General features: G+C 51.9%; 25 protein-coding genes. 20 read left to right on the forward strand and 5 right to left on the reverse strand.

Annotation, left to right across the window (positions count from 1 at the left end; genetic code table 11):
• Nucleotides 1-5: 5 nt before the first annotated feature.
• Nucleotides 6-641, reverse strand: coding sequence for a cyclodeaminase/cyclohydrolase family protein (locus tag GOM71_RS07270; protein ID WP_156279294.1), 636 nt, complete (start codon nucleotides 639-641; stop codon nucleotides 6-8).
• The gene (locus GOM71_RS07275; RefSeq protein WP_367649506.1) at nucleotides 638-892 is read right to left on the reverse strand and encodes a hypothetical protein; all 255 of its coding nucleotides are present in this window, start codon (nucleotides 890-892) and stop codon (nucleotides 638-640) included. The genes GOM71_RS07270 and GOM71_RS07275 overlap by 4 nt, the downstream gene beginning before the upstream one ends.
• A 157-nt stretch (nucleotides 893-1,049) precedes the next feature.
• Here GOM71_RS07275 and GOM71_RS07280 point away from each other — a divergent pair, with 157 nt between their 5' ends.
• From GOM71_RS07280 to GOM71_RS07360, 17 genes are all read left to right on the forward strand, one after another.
• Nucleotides 1,050-1,238 (forward strand): DUF3934 family protein, encoded by a 189-nt coding sequence (locus GOM71_RS07280; protein ID WP_156279298.1) that lies wholly within the window; start codon nucleotides 1,050-1,052, stop codon nucleotides 1,236-1,238.
• A gap of 599 nt (nucleotides 1,239-1,837) precedes the next feature.
• The gene (tenA, locus tag GOM71_RS07285) at nucleotides 1,838-2,530 is read left to right on the forward strand and encodes a thiaminase II (RefSeq protein WP_156279300.1); all 693 of its coding nucleotides are present in this window, start codon (nucleotides 1,838-1,840) and stop codon (nucleotides 2,528-2,530) included.
• On the forward strand, nucleotides 2,518-3,351 hold the full coding sequence (locus GOM71_RS07290; RefSeq protein WP_156279302.1) for an ABC transporter ATP-binding protein: 834 nt from the start codon (nucleotides 2,518-2,520) through the stop codon (nucleotides 3,349-3,351). The genes tenA and GOM71_RS07290 overlap by 13 nt, the downstream gene beginning before the upstream one ends.
• Nucleotides 3,348-4,127, forward strand: coding sequence for an ABC transporter permease (locus GOM71_RS07295; protein ID WP_156279304.1), 780 nt, complete (start codon nucleotides 3,348-3,350; stop codon nucleotides 4,125-4,127). The genes GOM71_RS07290 and GOM71_RS07295 overlap by 4 nt, the downstream gene beginning before the upstream one ends.
• A 20-nt stretch (nucleotides 4,128-4,147) precedes the next feature.
• Nucleotides 4,148-5,173: an ABC transporter substrate-binding protein gene (locus GOM71_RS07300; RefSeq protein ID WP_156279306.1), complete on the forward strand. Its 1,026-nt coding sequence runs from the start codon at nucleotides 4,148-4,150 to the stop codon at nucleotides 5,171-5,173.
• An 18-nt stretch (nucleotides 5,174-5,191) separates the two neighbouring features.
• Complete coding sequence (locus GOM71_RS07305) at nucleotides 5,192-6,214, forward strand: ThiF family adenylyltransferase (RefSeq protein ID WP_156279308.1); 1,023 nt, start codon at nucleotides 5,192-5,194, stop codon at nucleotides 6,212-6,214.
• Nucleotides 6,215-6,241: 27 nt separating this feature from the next.
• Entirely contained in the window at nucleotides 6,242-6,865 is a 624-nt protein-coding gene (thiE, locus tag GOM71_RS07310) for a thiamine phosphate synthase (RefSeq protein WP_156279310.1), read from the forward strand.
• A 3-nt stretch (nucleotides 6,866-6,868) separates the two neighbouring features.
• Nucleotides 6,869-7,066, forward strand: a complete 198-nt coding sequence (gene thiS, locus GOM71_RS07315) for a sulfur carrier protein ThiS (RefSeq protein WP_156279312.1) — start codon at nucleotides 6,869-6,871, stop codon at nucleotides 7,064-7,066.
• Between the two features lie 4 nt (nucleotides 7,067-7,070).
• Nucleotides 7,071-7,850: a thiazole synthase gene (locus GOM71_RS07320; protein WP_156279314.1), complete on the forward strand. Its 780-nt coding sequence runs from the start codon at nucleotides 7,071-7,073 to the stop codon at nucleotides 7,848-7,850.
• Between the two features lie 280 nt (nucleotides 7,851-8,130).
• The gene (thiO, locus tag GOM71_RS07325) at nucleotides 8,131-9,243 is read left to right on the forward strand and encodes a glycine oxidase ThiO (RefSeq protein ID WP_156279316.1); all 1,113 of its coding nucleotides are present in this window, start codon (nucleotides 8,131-8,133) and stop codon (nucleotides 9,241-9,243) included.
• Between the two features lie 113 nt (nucleotides 9,244-9,356).
• On the forward strand, nucleotides 9,357-10,181 hold the full coding sequence (gene thiD, locus GOM71_RS07330) for a bifunctional hydroxymethylpyrimidine kinase/phosphomethylpyrimidine kinase (RefSeq protein ID WP_156279318.1): 825 nt from the start codon (nucleotides 9,357-9,359) through the stop codon (nucleotides 10,179-10,181).
• 169 nt (nucleotides 10,182-10,350) lie between these two features.
• Nucleotides 10,351-11,301 (forward strand): stalk domain-containing protein, encoded by a 951-nt coding sequence (locus GOM71_RS07335; RefSeq protein WP_216651719.1) that lies wholly within the window; start codon nucleotides 10,351-10,353, stop codon nucleotides 11,299-11,301.
• A 161-nt stretch (nucleotides 11,302-11,462) separates the two neighbouring features.
• The gene (locus GOM71_RS07340) at nucleotides 11,463-12,179 is read left to right on the forward strand and encodes a response regulator transcription factor (protein WP_156279360.1); all 717 of its coding nucleotides are present in this window, start codon (nucleotides 11,463-11,465) and stop codon (nucleotides 12,177-12,179) included.
• Between the two features lie 2 nt (nucleotides 12,180-12,181).
• Entirely contained in the window at nucleotides 12,182-13,600 is a 1,419-nt protein-coding gene (locus GOM71_RS07345; protein ID WP_216651720.1) for a sensor histidine kinase, read from the forward strand.
• A gap of 101 nt (nucleotides 13,601-13,701) precedes the next feature.
• Nucleotides 13,702-14,460, forward strand: a complete 759-nt coding sequence (locus GOM71_RS07350; RefSeq protein WP_156279324.1) for an ABC transporter ATP-binding protein — start codon at nucleotides 13,702-13,704, stop codon at nucleotides 14,458-14,460.
• Nucleotide 14,461: 1 nt separating this feature from the next.
• Nucleotides 14,462-16,885: an FtsX-like permease family protein gene (locus tag GOM71_RS07355; protein WP_156279326.1), complete on the forward strand. Its 2,424-nt coding sequence runs from the start codon at nucleotides 14,462-14,464 to the stop codon at nucleotides 16,883-16,885.
• Between the two features lie 54 nt (nucleotides 16,886-16,939).
• Nucleotides 16,940-17,455, forward strand: coding sequence for a hypothetical protein (locus tag GOM71_RS07360; protein WP_156279328.1), 516 nt, complete (start codon nucleotides 16,940-16,942; stop codon nucleotides 17,453-17,455).
• A gap of 70 nt (nucleotides 17,456-17,525) precedes the next feature.
• Here the strand turns inward: GOM71_RS07360 and GOM71_RS07365 are convergent, their stop codons facing one another.
• Together GOM71_RS07365 and GOM71_RS07370 are read right to left on the reverse strand one after the other, a co-directional pair.
• Nucleotides 17,526-17,735: a hypothetical protein gene (locus tag GOM71_RS07365; protein WP_156279330.1), complete on the reverse strand. Its 210-nt coding sequence runs from the start codon at nucleotides 17,733-17,735 to the stop codon at nucleotides 17,526-17,528.
• A gap of 97 nt (nucleotides 17,736-17,832) precedes the next feature.
• A complete protein-coding gene (locus GOM71_RS07370) occupies nucleotides 17,833-18,693 on the reverse strand; it encodes an SDR family oxidoreductase (protein ID WP_156279332.1) in 861 nt (286 codons plus the stop codon).
• A 130-nt stretch (nucleotides 18,694-18,823) separates the two neighbouring features.
• Between GOM71_RS07370 and GOM71_RS07375 the strand changes: the two genes are divergently transcribed.
• Genes GOM71_RS07375 through GOM71_RS07385 form a run of 3 tightly spaced genes read left to right on the forward strand, consistent with a single transcriptional unit; the run spans nucleotide 18,824 to nucleotide 20,647 of the window.
• Nucleotides 18,824-19,321, forward strand: a complete 498-nt coding sequence (locus GOM71_RS07375) for a CYTH domain-containing protein (RefSeq protein WP_156279334.1) — start codon at nucleotides 18,824-18,826, stop codon at nucleotides 19,319-19,321.
• Between the two features lie 30 nt (nucleotides 19,322-19,351).
• Entirely contained in the window at nucleotides 19,352-19,948 is a 597-nt protein-coding gene (locus GOM71_RS07380) for a P-loop nucleotide/nucleoside kinase family protein (RefSeq protein ID WP_156279336.1), read from the forward strand.
• A 33-nt stretch (nucleotides 19,949-19,981) separates the two neighbouring features.
• The gene (locus GOM71_RS07385; RefSeq protein WP_156279338.1) at nucleotides 19,982-20,647 is read left to right on the forward strand and encodes a DNA alkylation repair protein; all 666 of its coding nucleotides are present in this window, start codon (nucleotides 19,982-19,984) and stop codon (nucleotides 20,645-20,647) included.
• A gap of 139 nt (nucleotides 20,648-20,786) precedes the next feature.
• Here GOM71_RS07385 and GOM71_RS24065 read toward each other — a convergent pair.
• The coding region (locus tag GOM71_RS24065; protein WP_216651721.1) for a hypothetical protein at nucleotides 20,787-21,015 on the reverse strand (229 nt) is incomplete at its 5' end.

Consider the following 21,015-nt stretch of genomic DNA (forward strand, 5'->3'; position numbering starts at 1 on the left):
TCTCCTTAATTCACTAGGCGATCATTAACCGCAGCCATCGTCTTGGTTTTGATTGCCGTAATTTGCTTCATTAGAAGCTCGGCTTTATCGGCGTATTGCTGCTTAAGCTCCGCATCCTTGAGCGAACCAAGATTGATTCGAATGGTCAACAGGGCGGATTCGGCGGCGGAGTGGAATAAGATCGCACCGATACCCAGATCGGAAATGACATTTTTGTTGGATGATTCGGCGATTCCGCTCGCATGCTCTATTCCGCTCTTGCACACTTCCATGAGCTCAAGCGGAACGTCGATCGCGCGAATAGCGGCGAGTTGAATCGCTTGCTTGCGAAGCAGCTTTCCTTCTTCCGTGAGCGAAGGCATTTTGAGCACGCTCATATAAGTGTCGAAAGAAGCGATGTCGGCGGCAAGCAGCTCCTCGCATTTTCGGATGGTCAGCTCCATTTGCTTTGCGGTTTCGATCATATGCGGCTGTGCTTCGGCGTACTTCTCGCCTTGCGTCAAATTGCATACCATGGAAGTCATAGCTGAACCGAGCGCCGCGGCAAGAGCGGCTGTGCTGCCGCCTCCCGGAGTCGGGCTGGCGCTTGCGGATTGCTGTATAAAATGGCGAATCGATTGGTCCCAATTGATTTGGCTCATCGTGGGCAGGCCTCCTTATATGGAATGGAGATCGCTTTTATTACGTTTTCATATAGAATAGCGGTTGTCGGTGTGCCGACTCCGCCGGGTATAGGCGATACAGCGTAAGCGGTGCCGTTTGTATCGGCAGCCGCATCGCCGACGATCTTACCGTCTGCAGTTTCATTTATTCCCGCATCGATGACGGTCAAACCATCATGTACCATTTCTTTGGAGATGACATGCTTCCTCGTAATTAACTCCATTAGAATATCGCCAGTCGCATGCCGCTAAAATTAGGGTTATTTCACCAGATTAATAAGGAGGAGTAAGGGGGGCACGCGGCTTGCGACAGGGAATGATTGCTATTGCTAAGCCGCTATTGGTACAATACACGATAGTAGATTGTCAAAAGAGGAGCTGTAACGATTGACCAAACCGAAAAAGAAAAGCGGCATCGGCCAAGGAACGGGCAAAAAAGGCTGGAGCCGCTGGGATAAAGCAGCAAAAGCGAAAGGCGCTAAACGTGTATTCAGCAAGAAAGCCAAGCCGGGAGCAAGCGCAGGCGCAAAGGAAGCTGACGGCGGCAAGGGTGGAGCCGACGCTAAGCAGGAATAGGGAGAAAGCTGCGTATGGAGGGCCAAACGCAGCTTTTTTTATTGCTTGTTTCGCATCATCTTGCATGACGGATCTGACTTTCGTGTACGGATGCTGCTGTACAAACAATGTGGTGTCGAGTTAGAGCAGGCGAAAGATCGGCTGTACGACGAACTTCATAACTTGGAGCGATTAATAGGAAAGCGCGGTATTCTCTCTGCTGCTCTTTTGTGGGGGATGCTGTTTTGGTTGCCGATGTGGGTGTATGTGCGGATTCGCTCTTTTTTTAACTTATGATGTTACACGGTTATTGCCTAACAAATAAGGATCAGTTATAGTGAAATTAATTGCATATGAGTGCGGGTGCTGGATTAAGTCCGGCTGAGATAGGCAACTTGTTTGTCTGACCGATAATCTGAACCAGGTAATGCTGGCGTAGAGAACCTATCGAATTGTAGCCATTCGTGTATTCTCGAATGGCTTTTTCTATTGTCTCGAAACGCGTAGCGGATGCTAGCCGTGAATGCTTGAGCGCTTTGCCTTGGTTACCGAAGATTACGAATATGGAGTGACTTTGAGCTCGGCTCAAAGATTCCGATGTCAGGAGTGCATACTGCAAAATGGAAAAAACGCTGGCAACATCAAGCCGTTTCAGCGACAGGCTGTTCGGCGCATCAAAGGCGATTTGGGAGCAGAGCCACCGCCATCCGTTTTTGACGGAATTAAGAGAGGGCAAGCTTGATCCCGAACGGTTTATCTATTATTTGAAGCAGGACTATATCTACTTAATCGATTATGCCAAAATGTTCGCCTACGGCAGCATTAAAGCGAGCGATCTGGAAACGATGGGCAAGTTTTCGGCGCTTTGCGACTCCACGCTGAATGTGGAGATGGGGCTGCATCGGCAATATGCCGAGCGGTTCGGCGTATCCCGCGAGGAGCTGGAGGCGACGAAGCCGTCTCCGACGACCGTTGCTTACACGAAATATTTGCTGGATGTTGCCGCGCAAGGCTCGCTCCCTGAAGTTGTAGCTGCCGTTCTCCCGTGCATGTGGAGCTATCGGGATATCGGCGCGGCTTTCGCGGAAGTGCCGGGAGCGCTGGATCATCCGCTGTACCGCGACTGGATTCTCATGTACAGCTCGGAAGAGTTCAATGAGCTGACCGAATGGTGCATCGGCTTGATGAACCGGCTGGCAGAAGGGATGGCGGAAGCGGAGCTTGTGAAGCTGGAGCATCATTTTCTGATGGCCTCCAAGCTGGAATATTTGTTCTGGGACATGGCATATCGGCAGGAAGGATGGCCGGTGTGAACGGGCAGATGCAGCAACGGGAAGCGGAGCCGCTCGGACTGTCGGTTCACGGCTTGACTTACTCTTTCGAAGGGGAACGGGCCTTATTCGACGGAGTCAGCTTCGATATTCATAAAGGCGAGTTCGTTAGCATCGTGGCCGCAAGCGGCATGGGCAAAACGACGCTGTTCCGGCTGCTCGCCGGCCTCCTTGCTCCAAACGCCGGCACGATCGCCATCGGCGGCGGGAACGCCAGCGGAGGGGGCCGCGGCAACGTTGTCGGCTATATGCCGCAGCGCGATTGTCTGATGCCATGGCGCAACGTGCTGGACAATGCCGCGCTCGGCCTGGAGATGCAAGGCGTTTCGAAGCGGGAGGCGCGCCAGCGGGTTATGGAATTGCTCGCGAAGTTCGGGCTTGAAGGGACCGAGCGCAAATTCCCGCATGAGCTGTCCGGCGGGATGCGCCAGCGCGTATCGTTTCTTCGTTCGCTGCTTGGCGGCGGCGAGCTGCTGCTGCTCGACGAGCCGTTCAGCGCGCTTGACGCCATGACGCGCGTCGGCATGCAGCAATGGCTGCTGCAGGTGTGGGAGCAGCACAAGAAGACGATTTTGTTCATTACGCACGATATCGACGAAGCGCTGCTGTTGTCTGACCGGGTGCTGGTAGCGTCGGCGAAAGAAAAGCCGATAACGGCATTCGAATCGCTGCCGGTCGACCTGCCGCGTCCTCGCAACGAAGAAACGGCGCTGGGCAGCCGGTTCGTCGACCTGAAGCGCGAGCTGCTCGGCCGATTCGGCCGCATCGCAGCAGCCGGGGCGGAAGGGGGCGTCATGAATTGAAGCCTGCAACGCGTAAAACCCGCCGATGGACGTCCTATTTGCCGGTCATCAGTTTTATTTTGCTGCTAGCGGTCTGCTGGGAGGCGGCAACGACTTTTTTCAACATTCCGCATTATATTATTCCGAAGCTTTCCGCCGTCCTGCGTTCGGTCTGCGATAACGCTGCCGTACTGGGCAAGCACTTCGCCGTAACGCTTGGAGAGGCGCTGCTCGGGCTGGCAGTTTCGGTTTTGTTCGGCACGCTCTCTGCTATATGGATTGATGTTTCCGGTCTTGCCCGCAAAACGGTCTATCCGCTGATCGTCGCTTCGCAGACGATTCCGATTATTGCGCTGTCGCCGATTATGGTCATGTGGTTCGGCTATGAAATCGGCAGCAAAATCGCCGTCGTTGTGTTGTTTACGTTTTTCCCGATTGCGATGAATACGGCGGATGGCTTCCGCTCGGCGGATCGCGAAATCGGAGAGCTCATGCAGTCGATGGGAGCGAGAAAATGGGATCTATTTCTCAAGTGGAAAATCCCGTCGGCGCTTCCGGCCTTTTTCACCGGGCTCAAAATGGCCGCAGCGATCAGCGTCGGAGGCGCAACGCTAGGCGAATGGCTTGGGGGCGAGAGAGGGCTTGGCATGTATACGAAACGGGCGGCGAACATGCTGCGCGGAGACGATGTTTTCGCGGGTGTGCTGCTGCTGTCGTTGATGGGAATTGTCTTGTTTGTTGCATCACAGGCGTTAGAGAGAATGATGCTTGCTCATCGCAGAGCAGCGAAATCATAATAGGGAGAGGTAATTATAATATGTTTACTTGGAAACGATGGATGAAAACGCCGCTGGCGCTCGCATTTGCGGTGACGCTTTTGACTTCGGCGGCTTGCTCGAATAACGCCGATCACACCGAACATGACAAAGTGTCTGGCGAAAAAGAACTGGAGCAGCTGACGGTGCTGCTCGACTGGTATCCGAATGCGGTGCATACGTTCCTGTACGCTGCGGAAGAGCAAGGTTATTTCAAAGAGGCGGGTCTTGATGTGAAACTGCAGACGCCTGCAGACACCAACGATGCGCTGAAGCTGGTGGCGACGGGAAAAGCCGATTTGGCATTAAGCTATCAGATGCAGGTGGCGGTATCGCGAGCGGAGGACATTCCGGTCGTATCGGTCGGAGCAATTGTCCGCCATCCGTTGAATCAGCTGTTCGTCCCGGCATCTTCGGGCGTAAAATCGCCTAAAGACCTTGCAGGACTTAAAATCGGCTATCCTTCCTTGCCGCTGGATGAAGCAATGGTCAACACGATGGTGGAATCGGACGGCGGCGATGCGTCGAAACTCAAATATGTCGATATCGGCTGGGATTTGATCCCGTCTATTACGACAAACAAAGTGGACGGCATTATCGGCGGCTATGTCAATCACGAGAAGCTGCTGCTTGAGAAAGAAGGCGTTAAGCTGCTCGCGTTCAACCCGGCGGATTACGGCGTGCCGGATTATTACGAGCTGGTGCTGACGGCAAGCGAGAAAGGGCTGGAGAGCAAGAGCGAAGCTTTCCGCAGGTTTATGGAGGCGGCTGCCAAAGGGCAGGAGTATACGGCTAAGCATCCGAATGAAGCGTTGAAGCTTCTGCTTGATAAGCAAAACGCTGATTTCCCTCTGGACGCGGAAATCGAGAAGCAAAGCCTGGCTATTCTGCTTCCATTGATGGACGCAGGGGCGGAGAAGTTTGGCGCGCAATCGGCGGAATCGTGGAACCAAGTTATCGCTTGGCTGAAGGAGCATGGCCAACTTAGCAAAGAAGTGAAGGCGGAAGATGTGTTCCGCAATCTATAACGAATTGGGGTAAGACAGATGGACGAACGTCAGGAGCGGTATTCAAGACAGAGGCTGTTTGCGCCAATAGGCGAAGCGGGACAGAAGAAGCTGGAGGAAAGTGCGGTATGCATTATCGGCATGGGCGCGCTTGGCGCAGTGCTGGCTAATCATATGGTGCGGGCGGGCGTTGGGCATGTTCGTTTCGTTGATCGCGATTATGTGGAGAAAAGCAATCTGCAGCGGCAAATGCTGTACGACGAGGAAGATGTGCGCGAAGGTTTGCCAAAGGCTATCGCGGCAGAGCGCAAGCTTCGCCGCATTAACTCCGACGTCCGGATTGAGGCGCTTGTCGCAGATGTCACCGTCCACAATATTGATCAATTGCTGGACGGCGTCGATCTGGTGCTGGACGGGACGGACAATTTCGAGACGCGATTTTTGCTCAACGACGCTTGCTTCCGCAACGGCATTCCGTTCACCTACGGCGGCGCAGTCAGCTCGCGGGGGATGAGCGCTATACTCGTTCCCGGCAAAACGCCGTGCTTGCGCTGTTTCCTGCCGTCCGCTGACGGCAGCGGCCAAACCTGCGATACGATCGGCGTTATCGCGCCTGTTGTGGATATCGTTGCCTCCTATCAGGCGACCGAAGCTTTGAAGTTTCTCGTCGGCGCGGATACGGCGCGGCGGAACAGCCTCGTAACGTTCGATCTGTGGAACAACCATTATTTTGAGATGAAGCTTGGCGAGCCGGCGAAGCAATGCCCTTGCTGCCAGCTGAAGGAATATCCGGCGCTGCAAGTGACGGAACGGGATTCCACAATCTCGCTGTGCGGCAGAAGCACGGTGCAAATTGCCGGCAACGGGCCGATTCAGCTGGAGCAATGGCATAAACGACTGGCTCCGGCAGCGGTTCGGACGGAGATGAACGCGTACTTGCTCCGAGTCGAGCTGCCGGAAGGCGAAAAGCTTGTATTATTTCCCGATGGGCGCGTACTCGTGCAAGGGACGGACGATATCATCCGCGCCAAAACGATCTACGCGAGGTATATCGGTTCATAATTTCAAATAAGGAGTGACTTTGAGCAAATGAAAGATTTTCGATTGTACGCCATCACCGGCGAACAGTTCCATCCGGGTCGCGACATGATTCACGTGATGGAGGAGGCTATTATTGGCGGCGTAGATATTATTCAGCTTCGCGATAAGGACAGCAGTCGCGAAGAGGTGCTCCGCAAGGCAAAGGCCCTCCGCGAATTGACGCGCAAGCACGGCGTGACGTTTATCGTGAACGATTATATCGATATTGCGCTGGAAGTAGATGCGGACGGTATTCATCTTGGTCAGAACGATGTGCCGCTCTCGGAAGCGAGAAGGCTGGTAGGAGATAAAATTATCGGCATTTCCACGCATGCAATCGAGGAAGCGCTGCTTGCGGAAGAGCAAGGGGCGGATTATATCGGCGTCGGTCCGGTATTTCCGACGAAGACGAAGGTCGATGTCGTCAATCCGGTGACGGTCGCTTATGTGCAGCAGGTTGCAAGCCGGATTCGCATCCCGTTCGTTGCTATCGGCGGCATCAAGCTGAGCAATGTCGATGAGGTAATTGCGGCAGGCGCAACCCGTATTTGCGCGGTAAGCGAAATTGTCGGCAGCGCGGACGTTCCGGGCACTTGCCGGGCTTTCCTTAGCAAGCTGGAGGGACGGGACTGAAACATGGAACTGGTCATTAACGGAGAGCGCAAGGAACTGGAAGCGCAGACGATTCTGGACGTTGTCATTCATTTTGGGTTGGAAGGCAGGCCTGTTGTCGTGGAAGCGGACGGCGAGGTGCTGACGAAGGAACAATGGGCGAGCGCTGACGTCCGTCCAAATATGCGAATTGAGCTGGTTCATTTTGTCGGAGGAGGCTGAAGTCATGAAGAAGGATACATGGCGCATTGGGGAGCACGAGCTCACTTCGCGCTTTTTTATCGGTACGGGATTGTTCCCGAATCCTTATGTACAGAAAGAAGCGATAAAGGCGTCCGGAGCTGAGGTGCTGACGTTCGCTATTCGCCGTATTAACCTGGCATCGACGGAAGACGATTCGATTCTTCAGCATGTGGAGGAGGGCGCGTTTCGTTACTTGCCGAACACATCGGGAGCAAGCACGGCGGATGAAGCGGTGCGCATCGCAAGATTGGCGAGGGCATCGGGCTTAAGCGATTGGATCAAGGTCGAGATCAGCGCGAGCGAAAAAACGCTGCTGCCTGATCCGATCGAAACGCTGCGGGCGACGGAAATTTTGGTAAAGGAAGGCTTTACCGTGCTTCCGTACATTTCCGACGATCCGATTCTTTGCAAAAGGCTGGAGGAAGCCGGAGCGGCAGCGGTTATGCCGGGCGCGGCGCCAATCGGCACAGGCCTTGGCATTCTGAATCCGTATAATATCGGCCTCATTGTCGAGGAGGCGAAGGTGCCGATTATCGTCGACGCCGGTCTCGGCTCGGCGGCGGATGTCACCCAGGCGATGGAGCTTGGCGTATCCGGCGTGCTGATGAATACGCCGGTTGCGAAGGCGAAGGACCCGGTTGTTATGGCGCAGGCGATGAAGCTGGCGATTGAAGCGGGCAGGCTGTCTTACCTTGCCGGCCGCATCTCGAAGAAGCGCTATGCGACGGCAAGCAGCGGCCATGAACAGTTTATTTTGAAATAAATATAGAAAGTTCAAAAAGTTCGGTTTTCAGCACATAAGTAGTGCTTACGAAGCTGCGTTTTTTCAAAACGCTGTAGAAGGTTGGATGAAGCTAGAGAATGAGGATCGGAGCGTAGTGGGTTACTACGTGAGAACTTGAAATGTTTCCGAAGGAAACATACTTCGAAGGCATACGCTGTCTCGGCTGAATTCAAGATTCGATGTCGAATCTGCTTCGTGGTATGCTTCGTGATCAAAAGCGGATTTTTTGAACTACCTCTTCGGAAAGCTGGTTTGTGTGATGGGGGAGAAAGTAATTGTAATGGGCGGCGGCGTTATTGGCCTGTCCTGCGCCTATGAATTGCAGAAGCGCGGTCATCAAGCCGTCGTTCTGGAAATAAACCGCTGCGGCGGGCAAGCGTCGGGGGCGGCGGCAGGCATGCTGGCGCCTTACTCGGAGAACGTCGAAGGACCGGATGCCTTTTTTCATTTATGCAACGAAAGCTTGCGCCTCTATCCTGAATGGGTGAAGGAAATCAAGCGGGTGTCCGGCCGGGAATTTGAATATACCGAATCGGGAAGCTTGTATATCGCGTACCACGAAGCGGACCGGCTGGCGCTGGAGGGCAGGCTGCTCTGGCAACGCGAGCACGGCTCAACGGGCGCATTGCTGGAGGGCGAGGAGTTGTTTGCTAGGGAGCCGCTGCTTTCGCGAGAAGTGAAGGCGGCGCTCTATACGCCGGAGGAAAGTCATCTGTATGCACCAGATTATGTTATGGCGTTGGAACAGGCCTGCCGGCTGACGGGCGTGCAAATCGAAGAGCAATTAGTTCAGCTGACCGTCGAGGAATGGCGGAACGATGTCGTCGTGAAGGCGCAGGACGGCCGAAGCTTCAACGGAGACCGTCTTCTTGTCTGCTCGGGCGCATGGGCACAGGAGCTGGCGGACGTCTTCGGCATTCGCATTCCGATCTATCCGATTCGCGGACAAATATGCGCCTATGAAGCGGAGGTCAAGCCGGTTCAGCATATGGTATTCAGCAACCAAGGCTACCTTGTCGCCAAGGAGAACCGCACGCTCGTATGCGGCGCCTCCGAGGATGTGGCGGGCTTCGATACGACCGTAACCGATAAAGGCATCGAGCGGCTGCGCAAATGGAACAAGCAAGCGTTCCCGTTCCTCGCCGAGCAGACGCCGTTCCATCGCTGGGCCGGATTGCGCCCGTCCACGCAGGACGGATTTCCGCTGCTTGGACGGCTAAGCGCCTCGGATCGTGTCGTTATGGCTGCGGGCCATTATCGCAACGGCATTTTGCTTAGTCCGGTTACGGCGAAAGTAGCTGCCGATTACATCGAGCGGAAGAAGCTTCCTGAAGCGATGGAAGCCTTTGACCCTGAGCGGTTTAGCATTTAAGTTTTGCTTCGCAAAACTAAGCCTGCGCTTTCGAAGTAAGTTTTGCTTCGCAAAACTAAGTCTACGCTTTCGAAGTAAGTTTTGCTTCGCAAAACTTTTTAGGAGGGATCAACATGAATCATAGTACAGGCTTCACAGGTCGGGCTTTAACGATTGCCGGTTCCGACAGCGGCGGGGGCGCCGGGATTCAAGCCGATCTGAAAACGTTCCAGGAGCTAGGCGCTTACGGCATGTCCGCGCTTACGGCGGCGACTGCGCAAAACACGCTGGGCGTGCAGGGCGTGTATCCGCTTGCCAAAGAGGCTGTTGCCGCGCAAATTCATTCCGTCGGCAGCGATATCGGCGTCGATGCGTTGAAGACGGGGATGCTGTTCAGCGCCGACATTATCGAGACGGTTGCGGAAGCAATCGCCTTTTTCGGCTGGACGAAGGTTGTCGTCGATCCTGTCATGATCGCAAAAGGCGGGGCATCGCTGCTGCAAGATGAAGCGGTTAGAGCGATGACGGAAAAGCTGCTGCCGCTTACGGCAGTAGTGACGCCGAACATTCCGGAAGCGGAACGTTTGACGGGCGTATCGATTCGCAGCCGGGCTGATAAGATCGAGGCAGCCAAGCGGCTGGCGGGCTTCGGCGCACGCAACGTTATTATTAAAGGCGGGCACGAGGACGGCGGCGAAGCGGTCGATCTGCTATTCGACGGCAGCAGCGTGACGGAAATGTCCGGCAAGCGGATTGAAACGGCGCGTACGCATGGCACCGGCTGCACCTACTCGGCAGCTTTAACTGCCGGCCTTGCCCAAGGGATGGGAATGGAGGAGGCCGCTCGTCGGGCAAAAGCGTTCATTCAAGCAGCGATCGAAGACGGTATCGTAATCGGAAGCGGGCACGGCCCGACCAATCACTGGGCCTACCGTCGAAAATTTACATCTGTTTTTTAATAGGACTTTTTTCGTGTTTTTATCTGTTTTCGACAAAAATAAATAATAAACTAATGAAAAAAATGTCTGTTTATACGTTGGAAGTAATGAATTTTGTTGAATAATCTAGTAAAATAGTATGGTAGAATTACTCAATTATTCTAATACTATCATTACTGGAGGGTTCATCATGAGAAAGAGTAAAGTTATTTCCTTTGTTTTGCTGCTGACGATGCTGTTGACTACCGCACTGGTTGCTCCTGCTTCGGCTGCAGGGCTGCAAGGCACCGAGTTCCATTTAGGCGAACAGGATTCGGGCTATACCATTGTTGTTCCAGGCTATAAACAATCGAAAGAGGTTAACCTTGCAGCGGATTACGAAGATGAGGATCCTTACTACGCTGACGTTCTCGTTGTTGATATGCCGAAGAAGAACAGCGACGGCACGTACTCGCTTTTCGAAATTAAAACGACCGATAAAGCGGCGTATATGCTGTATGCGATGGCCATGTCTATGAATATGGATAACGAGCAGTCTGGCGATTTCGAAGCTCAATTTAAAAACGGCAGCGTAGTCGTTCAGCCGAAGATTACAAAGGATGAAAAAGCGAGCGAATTAGTAGCAGGCGAGACTTACGGATTTTATTTCATATCTGCTGACAAGGCTGACGAAGAGATTTTCAGTGCAGAATTGTACGTTCAGTTCGTTGACAAAACTGCGAAGCCTACCGCTTCCAAAGTTGTAGTAGACGGCAAAGAGATCGCCTTTGAAGCCTATCAAATCGACGGCAGCAACTACTTCAAACTGCGCGACCTGGCGATGGTTGTGAACGGTTCTGCGAAGCAATTCCAAGTTGGCTGGGACAGCGCAAGCAATGCGATTAATCTGACGAAGGGCGCCGCTTATACGCCTGACGGCAAAGAGCTTAAAGTATCGCCAAATCCGACGAATAAAAAGGCTTTGCCGACTTCCTCGAAAATTTTGGTAGACGGCAAAGAGGTTTCGTTTACGGCTTACAACATCGGCGGCAACAATTACTTCAAGCTGAGAGACATTGCGAAAGTTTTTGACTTTGCCGTAACTTGGGACAGCGCGCTCAATACGGTAGGCATCGACACATCGGCTGCTTATAAAGAATAATACTAAGTCAATAAAGAATGTACTTTCATAAATAGCGGTGCAGAGGACTATCCCTGCACCGCTATTTTTTGATTTTAGTCGCTCACAGTGAAAAGGGATAATCATCCAGTTGGCGAATGTAATGAACGAAGCATATAGACAGACGGGAGCAGAGAATGAAGATGGAAAATGCGAAAAAACGCGTGCTGGTCATAGAAGACGAAGAACCGATCGCTCGCATTATTAAAGATTACTTGACTGTTAATCAATACGAGGTCGAAATAGCTGGCGACGGGCGCTCAGGGTTGGACGCGATCGAGCGGCTGCGGCCTGATTTTATTGTTCTGGACATTATGCTGCCCGGCGATGACGGCATTTCGCTTTGTAGACAAATCCGGGAGCGGCATTCGACGCCGATTTTGATCTTAAGCGCCCGCAGCGGCGATACCGATAAAGTGCTTGGCTTAGGGTTCGGCGCGGACGATTATATGACGAAGCCTTTCTCGCTTAGCGAGCTGCTGGCCCGTATTCAAGCCCATTTGCGCAGAATCGACGGCATGTCTGTCAATCTGCCGCAGTCGGATCTGTTGCGATTCGGTCCCCTTTCCATTGATAAGAAAGGCTATAAAGCAACGGTGGACGGACGCGATGTTTCGCTTACCGCCAAAGAATTTGAGCTGCTTGCTTATTTGGCGGAGCATCCGAATCAAGTGTTTACGAAAAGCCAGCTGCTCGATGCGATTTGGGGCTTTGACGCATATGGGGATGAGAACACGATTACAGTGTACATCCGCAGATTGCGCGAAAAGGTTGAGAACAATCCGTCGAGTCCGGCATTCATCCGAACGGTATGGGGCGTAGGCTATAAATTCAGCCAAGATGAATTCGGACGGGGATGAACATGCATTTAAGTAGACGGATTAGAAAAAGATTGCTTGCCATATTGGCCTGCCTTTTCGGTATCGCCGTTTGTGCCGCCTATTTGTATGCAAACTCGAATAGCGATAATCAGACGCCTTATGTAATCAATGCGGCGAGGGTGAAAAGCAGCGCGCCTATGCTCTATTTGGAGCGCAACATCGCAAAGCTTGATTCCTCAGAAACGGCGCGAGATGAATTGCGGCACTTGACGGAGGAGAGCGGCCTGGAGCTGACTGTTGTGCTGCTTGACGGGAAGGTTGTGTTCGGCGCCTCGGAATCTTCGATCCTCGATTTGCGAACTGCGCTGCATTATGATTTGTACGCGGCGAAAAGCGCAAATGAAACGTATCGCGTAGCGTTTCCTGTTATCGCGGAAGACTCGAACAGGCAAGTTGCCAATGCGATTTTCACAGTCCCAAAGAGCTTGCTTGTCGTTAAAACTACACAGCATCGGTCCTCTATCATCTGGCTGGCGGCAGGAGCATTGCTGCTTGCCGCCGCTCTATTCTTGTTCTTGCTGTACAGGAAAATCAATCGGGATGCCATACAACCGATCTCCGGTATGAAGCGGCATGCGGGGGATATATTGAAAGGGCATTACGGTCAGCCGATTGAACGCGCCGGGAACGACGAATGGAGCGAGCTGTATGCGATGTTCGATCAGGTCAGGCTGGAGCTTCAGTATTTGCATCAGCGAAGAAGCGAGCAGGATCGGGCGCAAAAAGAGCTGATCACGAACATATCCCATGATTTGCGAACGCCGTTGACAACTGTCAAAGCTTATATTGAAGCGATACGCTCCGGCGTTTGCCCGGATTTGCCTTCTGTTATGAGCTATATGGAGGTCATGCAGACCCAGGCCGATTCAATGGCGCGGCTTATAGACGATCTGCTGCTTCATGAGCTGAAGCAATTAGGGCAAATCTCCATTTCATTAGCCGAGCAATACAGCGGCGAGCTGCTGGCTGCTGTCATTCAGCCGAATGCGCATTATGTTCGGATGGCCGGCCGCACGTTCAAGGAGCCCGAAGCGGTGCCAAATGTGTTAATTAAAGCGGACGCCGCGCGAATTGAGCAAGTGATTGTCAATTTGATTGCCAATGCGCTTAAGCATACGCCGCCGGGAGGCGTTATAGGCATGCGCATTGAACAACTGCGAGCCCATGGCCGGGAACAGCTTCAATTAACGATTGAAGATACCGGCGGCGGCATTTCGGCGGAGGACATGCCTTTTATTTTTGAACGCTATTATAAAGGGCAGACCGAACAGGTAAGTGAAGGAACAGGGCTTGGGCTGTCAATATGCAAGTATATTGTTGAAGCGCATGGAGGGACGATCGGCTTTCAAAGCATAAAAGGACAGAGCACCTCGTTTACGTTTACGATTCCGCTGGCCTAAGCTTAAGCGAGCGCTGTAATATTCTATTAATAACTTGATAAGCGATTATATAGAATGGCCCGCTACACTAAAGGTATCAAACGTAATGGGGGCTACAAAACATGTCTAAGCAAACGATTATTGAAGCTCGAAACGCATGCAAAACCTATTCGACCGGAAATGAGCGATATCACGCGATTCGCAACGTCGATCTGGAGATTTACGAGGGTGATTTTACGGTCATCATGGGCAACTCCGGTTCCGGCAAATCGACGCTGCTCTACATGCTCAGCGGGTTGGATGCGGTGACGACGGGTGAAATATATTATCGAGGCACTCGCATTGACGGCCAGTCGGAGCGGGAAAAGGCGGCGTTTAGGGCGAGCAAGCTTGGCTATATTTATCAGAGCATCAATCTGGTTGCGGATTTAACGTTGTTTGAGAACGTCGCGCTGCCTGCCTATGTAGCGGGCGGCCGCAGAAAGGAAGTAAGGCAAAAGGCGCACTCCCTGATGGAATCGATGGGCATTGACGGACAGCGTAACCGTCTGCCCGCTCAAACCTCGGGAGGCCAGCAGCAGCGGGCAGCCATCGCCAGGGCGCTAATTAATTCGCCTGATATTGTTTTTGCAGACGAACCGACCGGCAGCCTGAATCATGACCACGGCATGGCCGTGCTTGATATATTGACGGAAATGAATCGCGGCGGCCAATCGATTGTAATGGTAACGCATGATATTAAAGCGGCGTGCAGGGCCGATCGGCTTATCTATATCCGGGACGGCAAAGTCGGCGGCATTCTCGAATTCGATAAGTATGAAGCGAAAAACGTGCAGCAGCGGGAAGCGCTTATTTTCTCCTACGTGACAGGGAGGGAGTAAGATGAGAACGCTATGGATGCTTTGCTGGTCGGGAATTACTAAGAAGAAGCTGCAAAATGGTCTGATCGCCGTGCTAATACTGCTCTCGACGGTGCTATTGGCGACATCGGCTACAGTGCTGGCTAACTCGGGCAGCCGTTTTGCAGATATGCATAAACAGACGAACGGCTCTCACCAGCTGCTTATGTTGACGAAAGGACTCCATGATCCGAAGGCGTTGGCCGGGTGGTGGAAGGAGCAGGACGGCGTAATGGCGTCGGAGCTATTGCCGTTTCGGAATATCGCGGGCATAAGCTATGGCGGCAAAGAATTGACAAACGTATATGTCATGCTGATGGATACGCCTGCCGAGCCGATGAAGGTGGATAAATTGCTGTTTGCGGAAGGCGAAAGCACTGCTGCGCCGGCACCGGGAACGGTATGGATTCCGACATCGCTTGCCCGTTCGCACGACATATCGGTAGGAGACAGGATCGAATTCAAAGCGGAATCGGAGCGGTTTGAGCTGACGGTCTCCGGAGTTATTGTCGATCTTCCTTATGGAGCTCCGTTTGCGACAACGGCCCGTATATGGCTGAATCACGCCGACTATGCAGAACGGACGCAAGCTCTTATAGGCGGCGACAGTTATTTGATTGGCTTGCGATTTGAAAATTACGGAGACCAGGCCGCATATTGGAGCAGCTTTGAGCAGCATTTCGGCGTTCCGTTCTTAGAGGGGAAAGACGAATTCGAGGAGATGTCGGCTTTTTATCTCATTATGAGTCGGATCATCGGATTTATAATGGTGTTTCTTGGAATCGTGATGCTCTTTATCGCACTGTTTACGATCGGGTACACGATTTCGGATGCGATATTGTCAAGCTACCGAACGATAGGCGTGTTTAAGTCAGTAGGTCTGCGGTCGAATCGCATCATGTCCATTTATGTGCTGCAATATGCGCTCCTTGCATTCATTGCCGTCGTGCCAGGGATTGCAGCCAGCAAACTATTATCGGCAATTATAATTAAGCTGTCTTCAACCAACTTGGAAACGCCGCAGTCGCAGATGGCGCTTACCGGCAGCGGCTTTTCGCTGGCAGCAGGGCTATTCATCATTGTGCTTGTATTGCTTTGTGTATTGGTGTTTGCCGGCAAAATCCGTTCGGTTCAGCCTGCGCAAGCGATCCGTTACGGCATGTCGGAAGCGGATAACGGGAAAGTGGCGGGCAAGCTTGCGAATGCCGGAAGCGGGATAGTTACATTCGGACGTTGGCCAATCGCTGCGGTTATTGCTTTAAAGTATGTCGCTAAAAATCGGAAAAGCTCCGTCCTCACGGCTGCAATGGCGGCACTCACGACGGCGGTAATCGTATTTGGTTTCGTACTGTTGTACAGCATCATGCAGATTCAGCAAACGGCCGGGCTATGGGGATATGATTCCTCCCATATCGCCGTTTCGGTTTATAATAATGACGCTTTTTCCAGCAAAGATTTTCAGAATGCGGTATCCACTGATAAACGGGTGAAAAATTTCGGTCGGATAAGCGATCTGAATGGGGTGTTTCCTTCAGAGCCTGGCGCGGCAGACAGATCGGCTAGCCAGTCTATGAACATTTCAGTCAGCGCGCTGGACGGAAGCTACGAGGAACTTGGGTTTGAAACGATAAAAGGTAAAAATCCAGACAATGAGCATGAAATTGCAATCGGAGTCAATGTGTCTCGCAAGTTGGGCAAAGAGGTTGGCGACACGCTAGACGTATTTCTAGAAGGCCAAAAACATACGATGACGGTGTCGGGAATCTACCAAGCGATAGCGAATATGTCCTATTCGGCAAGAATAAAAGCGGATGCCGTTCGAAGCGAAAGCTCAGGCAAAGACAGCGTGCAAATGCAAGACGATGACATATTATTCATCAATCTATGGGATATTCACGATGCGGATAAGACCGTATCCGATTTGAACGCCAAATACGGAAAAGCGATTGACGCTGTTACCCAGAAGGCGTTGCTGGAAGCTGTTTATAAAGAGGCAGTGTCGATTTTGATTGTGCCGATGGGCTTTCTGATGCTGCTTTTTACAGGCGTAACTTTTATGATTATTTACAGCCTCAGCCGAATTGCGGTATGGAAGGAATATCGGACGTACGGCATTTATAAATCGCTGGGAATGGCCAACCGCACCATAAGAGGCTCGATTACGCTTGGAATTACAGTTCTTTCGATACTTGGAGCTGTATTGGGGGCGATTGCCGGTGTTTACGGCTTGCCGAATGTGTTGAAGTCGCTGCTTATCGAATACGGCCTCGTCAAGCTGCCGATTGTTGTGAATGGTCCGGCCGTAGCGCTATTGGCTATTGTGAGCATCGTTGCGACCGCGCTTGCTGCATGGCTTTCTTCCAGATGGTTGACCAAACAATCGCCTCGGACGTTGACGATCGAGTAAATGTTTTGCAAAATCTAGAGAGGAGCAGTAGCAGCAAGCAAGGAGGAAGGTGCGTTGTTTGATCCCACCGTTTTCGACAATTTAAAAGTAGCCATTGAGAATTGCGCCTATGACATGGACAATATTGATGGCGTGATCCGAATTACAAATCGAATGGACCGTTTGGAAATGGCGGTTATGTCAAGGCTGTTCGCGATCAGGTTTACATTGGCCGATTATAGCGAGATTAGCGCCGAGCTGCAGCTGGAGGCTTCGCTTAAGGATTTGGCGTCGGAGCTGCTCGCCGTTGAAGGCGAGAACCCAGCCTGTACGCTGCGCCTATTTTTCGATATGCCGATTACGGACATCGAGCGGCAGTGCAAGCAGATTAATCAGATTTTGAATAGCATCTGGCAGCCGGAGCATCCTCCAGCGCAAACCTTGACCTTTATGTACGGTCAGGAGCCGCGAGTATATTCAAATACGATTGAATTGGCCTTTAACCGGAAAATTAACGAGGATCAAATGGGAGATCTGTCGGAGCTGCTCGAGCATGCGGTAAAGACGCTAACGGAGCTTGTAAAGGTGTAGGTGCAGCGAAGCAAAAAGAGACGAATGCCAGCTTGAGGCTCGGCGTTCGTCTCTTTTTTCAGTCGAAAGGCTAGTCGGCAGTGTCCTCGGCTATTTCCTCGGAAGGCTGCTCGAGCCGGAAATCGTCGATCTTCTCGCCGTCCTCCCAGATTTCTACGAACAGCGCATCGCAATTTTCGAAATCCTCCGGCTTAAAGCCAAGCGCTTTTTCCTCGTCTTGGCCCACATATACATTCTCGAGTCCGTCCTCATTAAACGAGAGGATGACATACGTTTTCAATGGAATCCCTCCTGCACACATTGTTGAATGGTTATTCCGACAGTATACCATATGAGATGACTGGCGTCCGTTTGCCGAAAAGTTTGTTGCGAGGACATTACTTGCCGTTTCGCGTCATGGCAGACAGCGACTCCCACTGCTGCGGCGTCACTTCTAATAAATCGTTGAACTGTCCGGCGCCTTGCAGCCATTCCCCTCCGTCTATCGTAACAACTTCACCATTAATGTAAGAAGCGTAATCGGATATTAAATAGGCGGCCAGATGCGCTAACTCTTCTTGATTGCCTGTACGGCGAAGCGGGATTCGCTCGATCATTCGCTGCTCCAGTTCTGGTGTAGGAGACAGTCTGGACCACGCGCCTTCGGTCGGGAAAGGGCCGGGCGCTATTGCCACCTGACGTATGCCGTATTTTGCCCATTCCACAGCAAGCGACCGTGTGAGAGCAAGCACTCCCGCTTTTGCTGCAGCCGAGGGCACGACGAAGCCGGATCCAGAGCCGGAAGAGGCGTAAGACGTCACGATATTGAGCATAACGCCGCGTTGACCGTTATCGATCCAGCGTTTCCCGACTTCAAGCGTTGTGTAAAAGGTGCCGTGCAGCACAATATTCAAGACGGCATCCACTGCGCGCGGAGACAGCTTTTCTGTCGGGCTGATGAAATTGCCTGCGGCATTGTTGACCAGCACGTCGATTTTTCCAAAATGCTGCTCTACCGCTTGAATAAGATCAAGAACTTGAGCAGGGTCGCGAACATCGCAGCTTTTGTAGAATACGACATTATTTTCAGAGCTCATTTGTTGCGCAGCTTGCTTGAGCGCTTCCTCGCGGCGGCTTGCAATGGCGAGACGAGCGCCCAGCTTCAGAAACATTTCTCCCATCGCTCTGCCCAGACCGGTAGCTCCACCGGTTATGAGAACTGCCTTGTTATGCAATAAATCATCGGCGAACGGCCCCATTGTCCACTCTCCTTCCTTGCTTTCCTCTATTTATATGGAATACTGGCGCAAGGTACGACTGCAATTGCTGGAATATGGTATGATTGGAGCAATAGTTGCAAGTTTAGACGCGAAGGAGATCGAATGCCTAATGTCACTCGAAATTGAACGGAAGTTTTTGCTCACGCAGCCGCTGGAGACGGTTGCGGGACATTTTACAAAAAAGTCGGAGCAGCGAATCGAACAAACCTACTTAGCGCTGGATACGAATCAGGAACTGCGAGTAAGGCGGATTACCGACCTTTCGACGGGCGAAGTGGAGTATACGCATACGTTTAAAAAAGGGAACGGCCTTTCCCGCGAGGAAATTGAATACTCGATTTCGGAAGGAATCTATACGCAAGTCATGGATGCCTTTGGAGCCATACCGCTGACGAAAGACCGCATCACTGCTCAGTGGGACGGGACGACGATCGAAATTGATATTTACGACCAAATTCAGCTGACTGTAGTGGAGGTCGAATTTGAATCGGAGGAGCAGGCGCATGCTTTCGTCGCACCGGAATGGTTTGGACCGGACATTAGCGACGAGCGGAAGTACAGCAACAAGACCGTATGGCGGCAGCTGCAGGAACGGCAATTAGGCTAGATAAGCTTGGGGAAAAAGGTGGACTGACAGATGAGAAAGCTCGTATTTTTTGTAGGCGGGGCAGGAGCGGGGAAGACGACTTTGGCCAAAATGCTGGCGCGTAAAAGAGGAGCGGCCGTACTCGACATGGATACGCTGCTGCGTCCGGCTGCTGTCTCGATTATGACGGTTGCCGGCCTTGATCCGAACGACCGTGACTCCGCCGAGTATAAGAGGCTGTGCCGGGATTTGGGTTACCGGATTACAATGGATGCTGCGCTTGAGAATGTCGAGATCGGCAATGATGCTTATGTGATCGGTCCGTTCAGCAAAGAAACGGAGGAGCCGGATTGGATCGGACAAGAGCTTGCGTCTATCGGCGCTTCTTTGGAAGATGTAAGTGTAAAGGTCGTTATGGTGTACTTGCAGGATGAGCAGCATTACTATAATCGAATAAAGCAGAGGGGCTCCGAGCTTGACCTGTACAAGCTCCAGCACTGGAGCGAGTTCAGCCGGTCACTCGCAAGGCGAGAGCTGAAATGGAAGCTGCAAGGCGATTCCGTGCTTTATTTCGACAACTCAAAGCCGTTGGATGAACAAGCGTTTGCGAGCTTGGAGCGATTTGTTTATAGCGATAGTATGGACTAGCTCTACAGATCGATTGTGAACGGGAGACCGGATATGTCTGATTATATTGAAAAGATAGCGGCGTGTTTTCGAGCGAATGCCGATCGGAATAAAGCCGAGGCGATGGAAGCGTATATGCGGGGACAGTTTCCTTTCCTCGGCATTAAAACGCCGGAGAGGACGAAGCTTTTGCACGATTTTTGGCAGACAAACGGCGTGCCTCAAGGCGAGGAACTGCTTCAAGCTGTGCGTGAGCTTTGGCTGCTGCCTGAACGGGAGTTTCAAAATGTAGCGATGGCTCATCTGGACAAGCATGTCAAGCGTGCGGACAAGTTGCATATCGACTTGTTGGAACAGCTGGTGCTGAGCAAATCTTGGTGGGATACTGTCGATTACATTGCCGCTCATTTAATTGGACGGCATCTTTCAAAGTATCCGGAGCTAATTACAGATTACCCTGATCGCTGGATTGAGTCCGATCATATGTGGCTTAGACGCACCGCCATTCTGTTCCAGTTGAAATATAAAGGGCGGACCGACACGTTAAGGCTTTTCGGTTATATCGAACGATGCAAAGAAGAGAAGGACTTTTTTATCCGCAAGGCAATTGGGTGGGCGTTACGGGAATACGCGAAGACGGATGCCGAAGCGGTAAAGCGTTTTGTAGCTTCGACCGAATTGTCTCCATTAAGCGTAAGAGAGGCTTTAAAGAACGTTTAAGAAAAAGATCAATTATTTTTGAAAAAAAAGGGTTGCATTATGCTTCTGATCTATGATATATTCTAATTCCGGCCGAGAGAGATGCGGTTGGCGAGGCAAGAAGGACAAGCTTGTTGCGAACGAGAGTTCAAAACAAATTTTAAAAAAAGCTTGCATCGAGATGGCGCTTGTGGTAAGATAACATGCGTTGTCGAAAAAGAAATTGTTCTTTGAAAACTGAACAACGAGCGAAACTGCCCTTACGAATGGCTCGCCATTCGTGAGAAAAGCGATAAAACAAAGTAATGAGCAAGTCAAATTCTGACCGGGATTTTCCGATCAGCCTTCGGCTGGACAATCGGAAAACCCTTTCTATGGAGAGTTTGATC

Origin of the sequence: Paenibacillus sp. NEAU-GSW1 (genome assembly GCF_009737085.1) — a bacterium.
GTDB lineage: Bacteria > Bacillota > Bacilli > Paenibacillales > Paenibacillaceae > Pristimantibacillus.

Bases quoted from the DNA above. Each gene is read 5' to 3' on its own strand.
- GOM71_RS07270 (WP_156279294.1), bottom strand. From the start codon at position 641: ATGAGCCAAATCAATTGGGACCAATCGATTCGCCATTTTATACAGCAA.
- tenA (WP_156279300.1), top strand. From the start codon at position 1,838: ATGGAAAAAACGCTGGCAACATCAAGCCGTTTCAGCGACAGGCTGTTC.
- GOM71_RS07290 (WP_156279302.1), top strand. From the start codon at position 2,518: ATGGCCGGTGTGAACGGGCAGATGCAGCAACGGGAAGCGGAGCCGCTC.
- GOM71_RS07300 (WP_156279306.1), top strand. From the start codon at position 4,148: ATGTTTACTTGGAAACGATGGATGAAAACGCCGCTGGCGCTCGCATTT.
- GOM71_RS07305 (WP_156279308.1), top strand. From the start codon at position 5,192: ATGGACGAACGTCAGGAGCGGTATTCAAGACAGAGGCTGTTTGCGCCA.
- thiE (WP_156279310.1), top strand. From the start codon at position 6,242: ATGAAAGATTTTCGATTGTACGCCATCACCGGCGAACAGTTCCATCCG.
- thiS (WP_156279312.1), top strand. From the start codon at position 6,869: ATGGAACTGGTCATTAACGGAGAGCGCAAGGAACTGGAAGCGCAGACG.
- GOM71_RS07320 (WP_156279314.1), top strand. From the start codon at position 7,071: ATGAAGAAGGATACATGGCGCATTGGGGAGCACGAGCTCACTTCGCGC.
- thiO (WP_156279316.1), top strand. From the start codon at position 8,131: ATGGGGGAGAAAGTAATTGTAATGGGCGGCGGCGTTATTGGCCTGTCC.
- thiD (WP_156279318.1), top strand. From the start codon at position 9,357: ATGAATCATAGTACAGGCTTCACAGGTCGGGCTTTAACGATTGCCGGT.
- GOM71_RS07335 (WP_216651719.1), top strand. From the start codon at position 10,351: ATGAGAAAGAGTAAAGTTATTTCCTTTGTTTTGCTGCTGACGATGCTG.
- GOM71_RS07340 (WP_156279360.1), top strand. From the start codon at position 11,463: ATGGAAAATGCGAAAAAACGCGTGCTGGTCATAGAAGACGAAGAACCG.
- GOM71_RS07345 (WP_216651720.1), top strand. From the start codon at position 12,182: ATGCATTTAAGTAGACGGATTAGAAAAAGATTGCTTGCCATATTGGCC.
- GOM71_RS07350 (WP_156279324.1), top strand. From the start codon at position 13,702: ATGTCTAAGCAAACGATTATTGAAGCTCGAAACGCATGCAAAACCTAT.
- GOM71_RS07355 (WP_156279326.1), top strand. From the start codon at position 14,462: ATGAGAACGCTATGGATGCTTTGCTGGTCGGGAATTACTAAGAAGAAG.
- GOM71_RS07370 (WP_156279332.1), bottom strand. From the start codon at position 18,693: ATGGGGCCGTTCGCCGATGATTTATTGCATAACAAGGCAGTTCTCATA.
- GOM71_RS07375 (WP_156279334.1), top strand. From the start codon at position 18,824: ATGTCACTCGAAATTGAACGGAAGTTTTTGCTCACGCAGCCGCTGGAG.
- GOM71_RS07380 (WP_156279336.1), top strand. From the start codon at position 19,352: ATGAGAAAGCTCGTATTTTTTGTAGGCGGGGCAGGAGCGGGGAAGACG.
- GOM71_RS07385 (WP_156279338.1), top strand. From the start codon at position 19,982: ATGTCTGATTATATTGAAAAGATAGCGGCGTGTTTTCGAGCGAATGCC.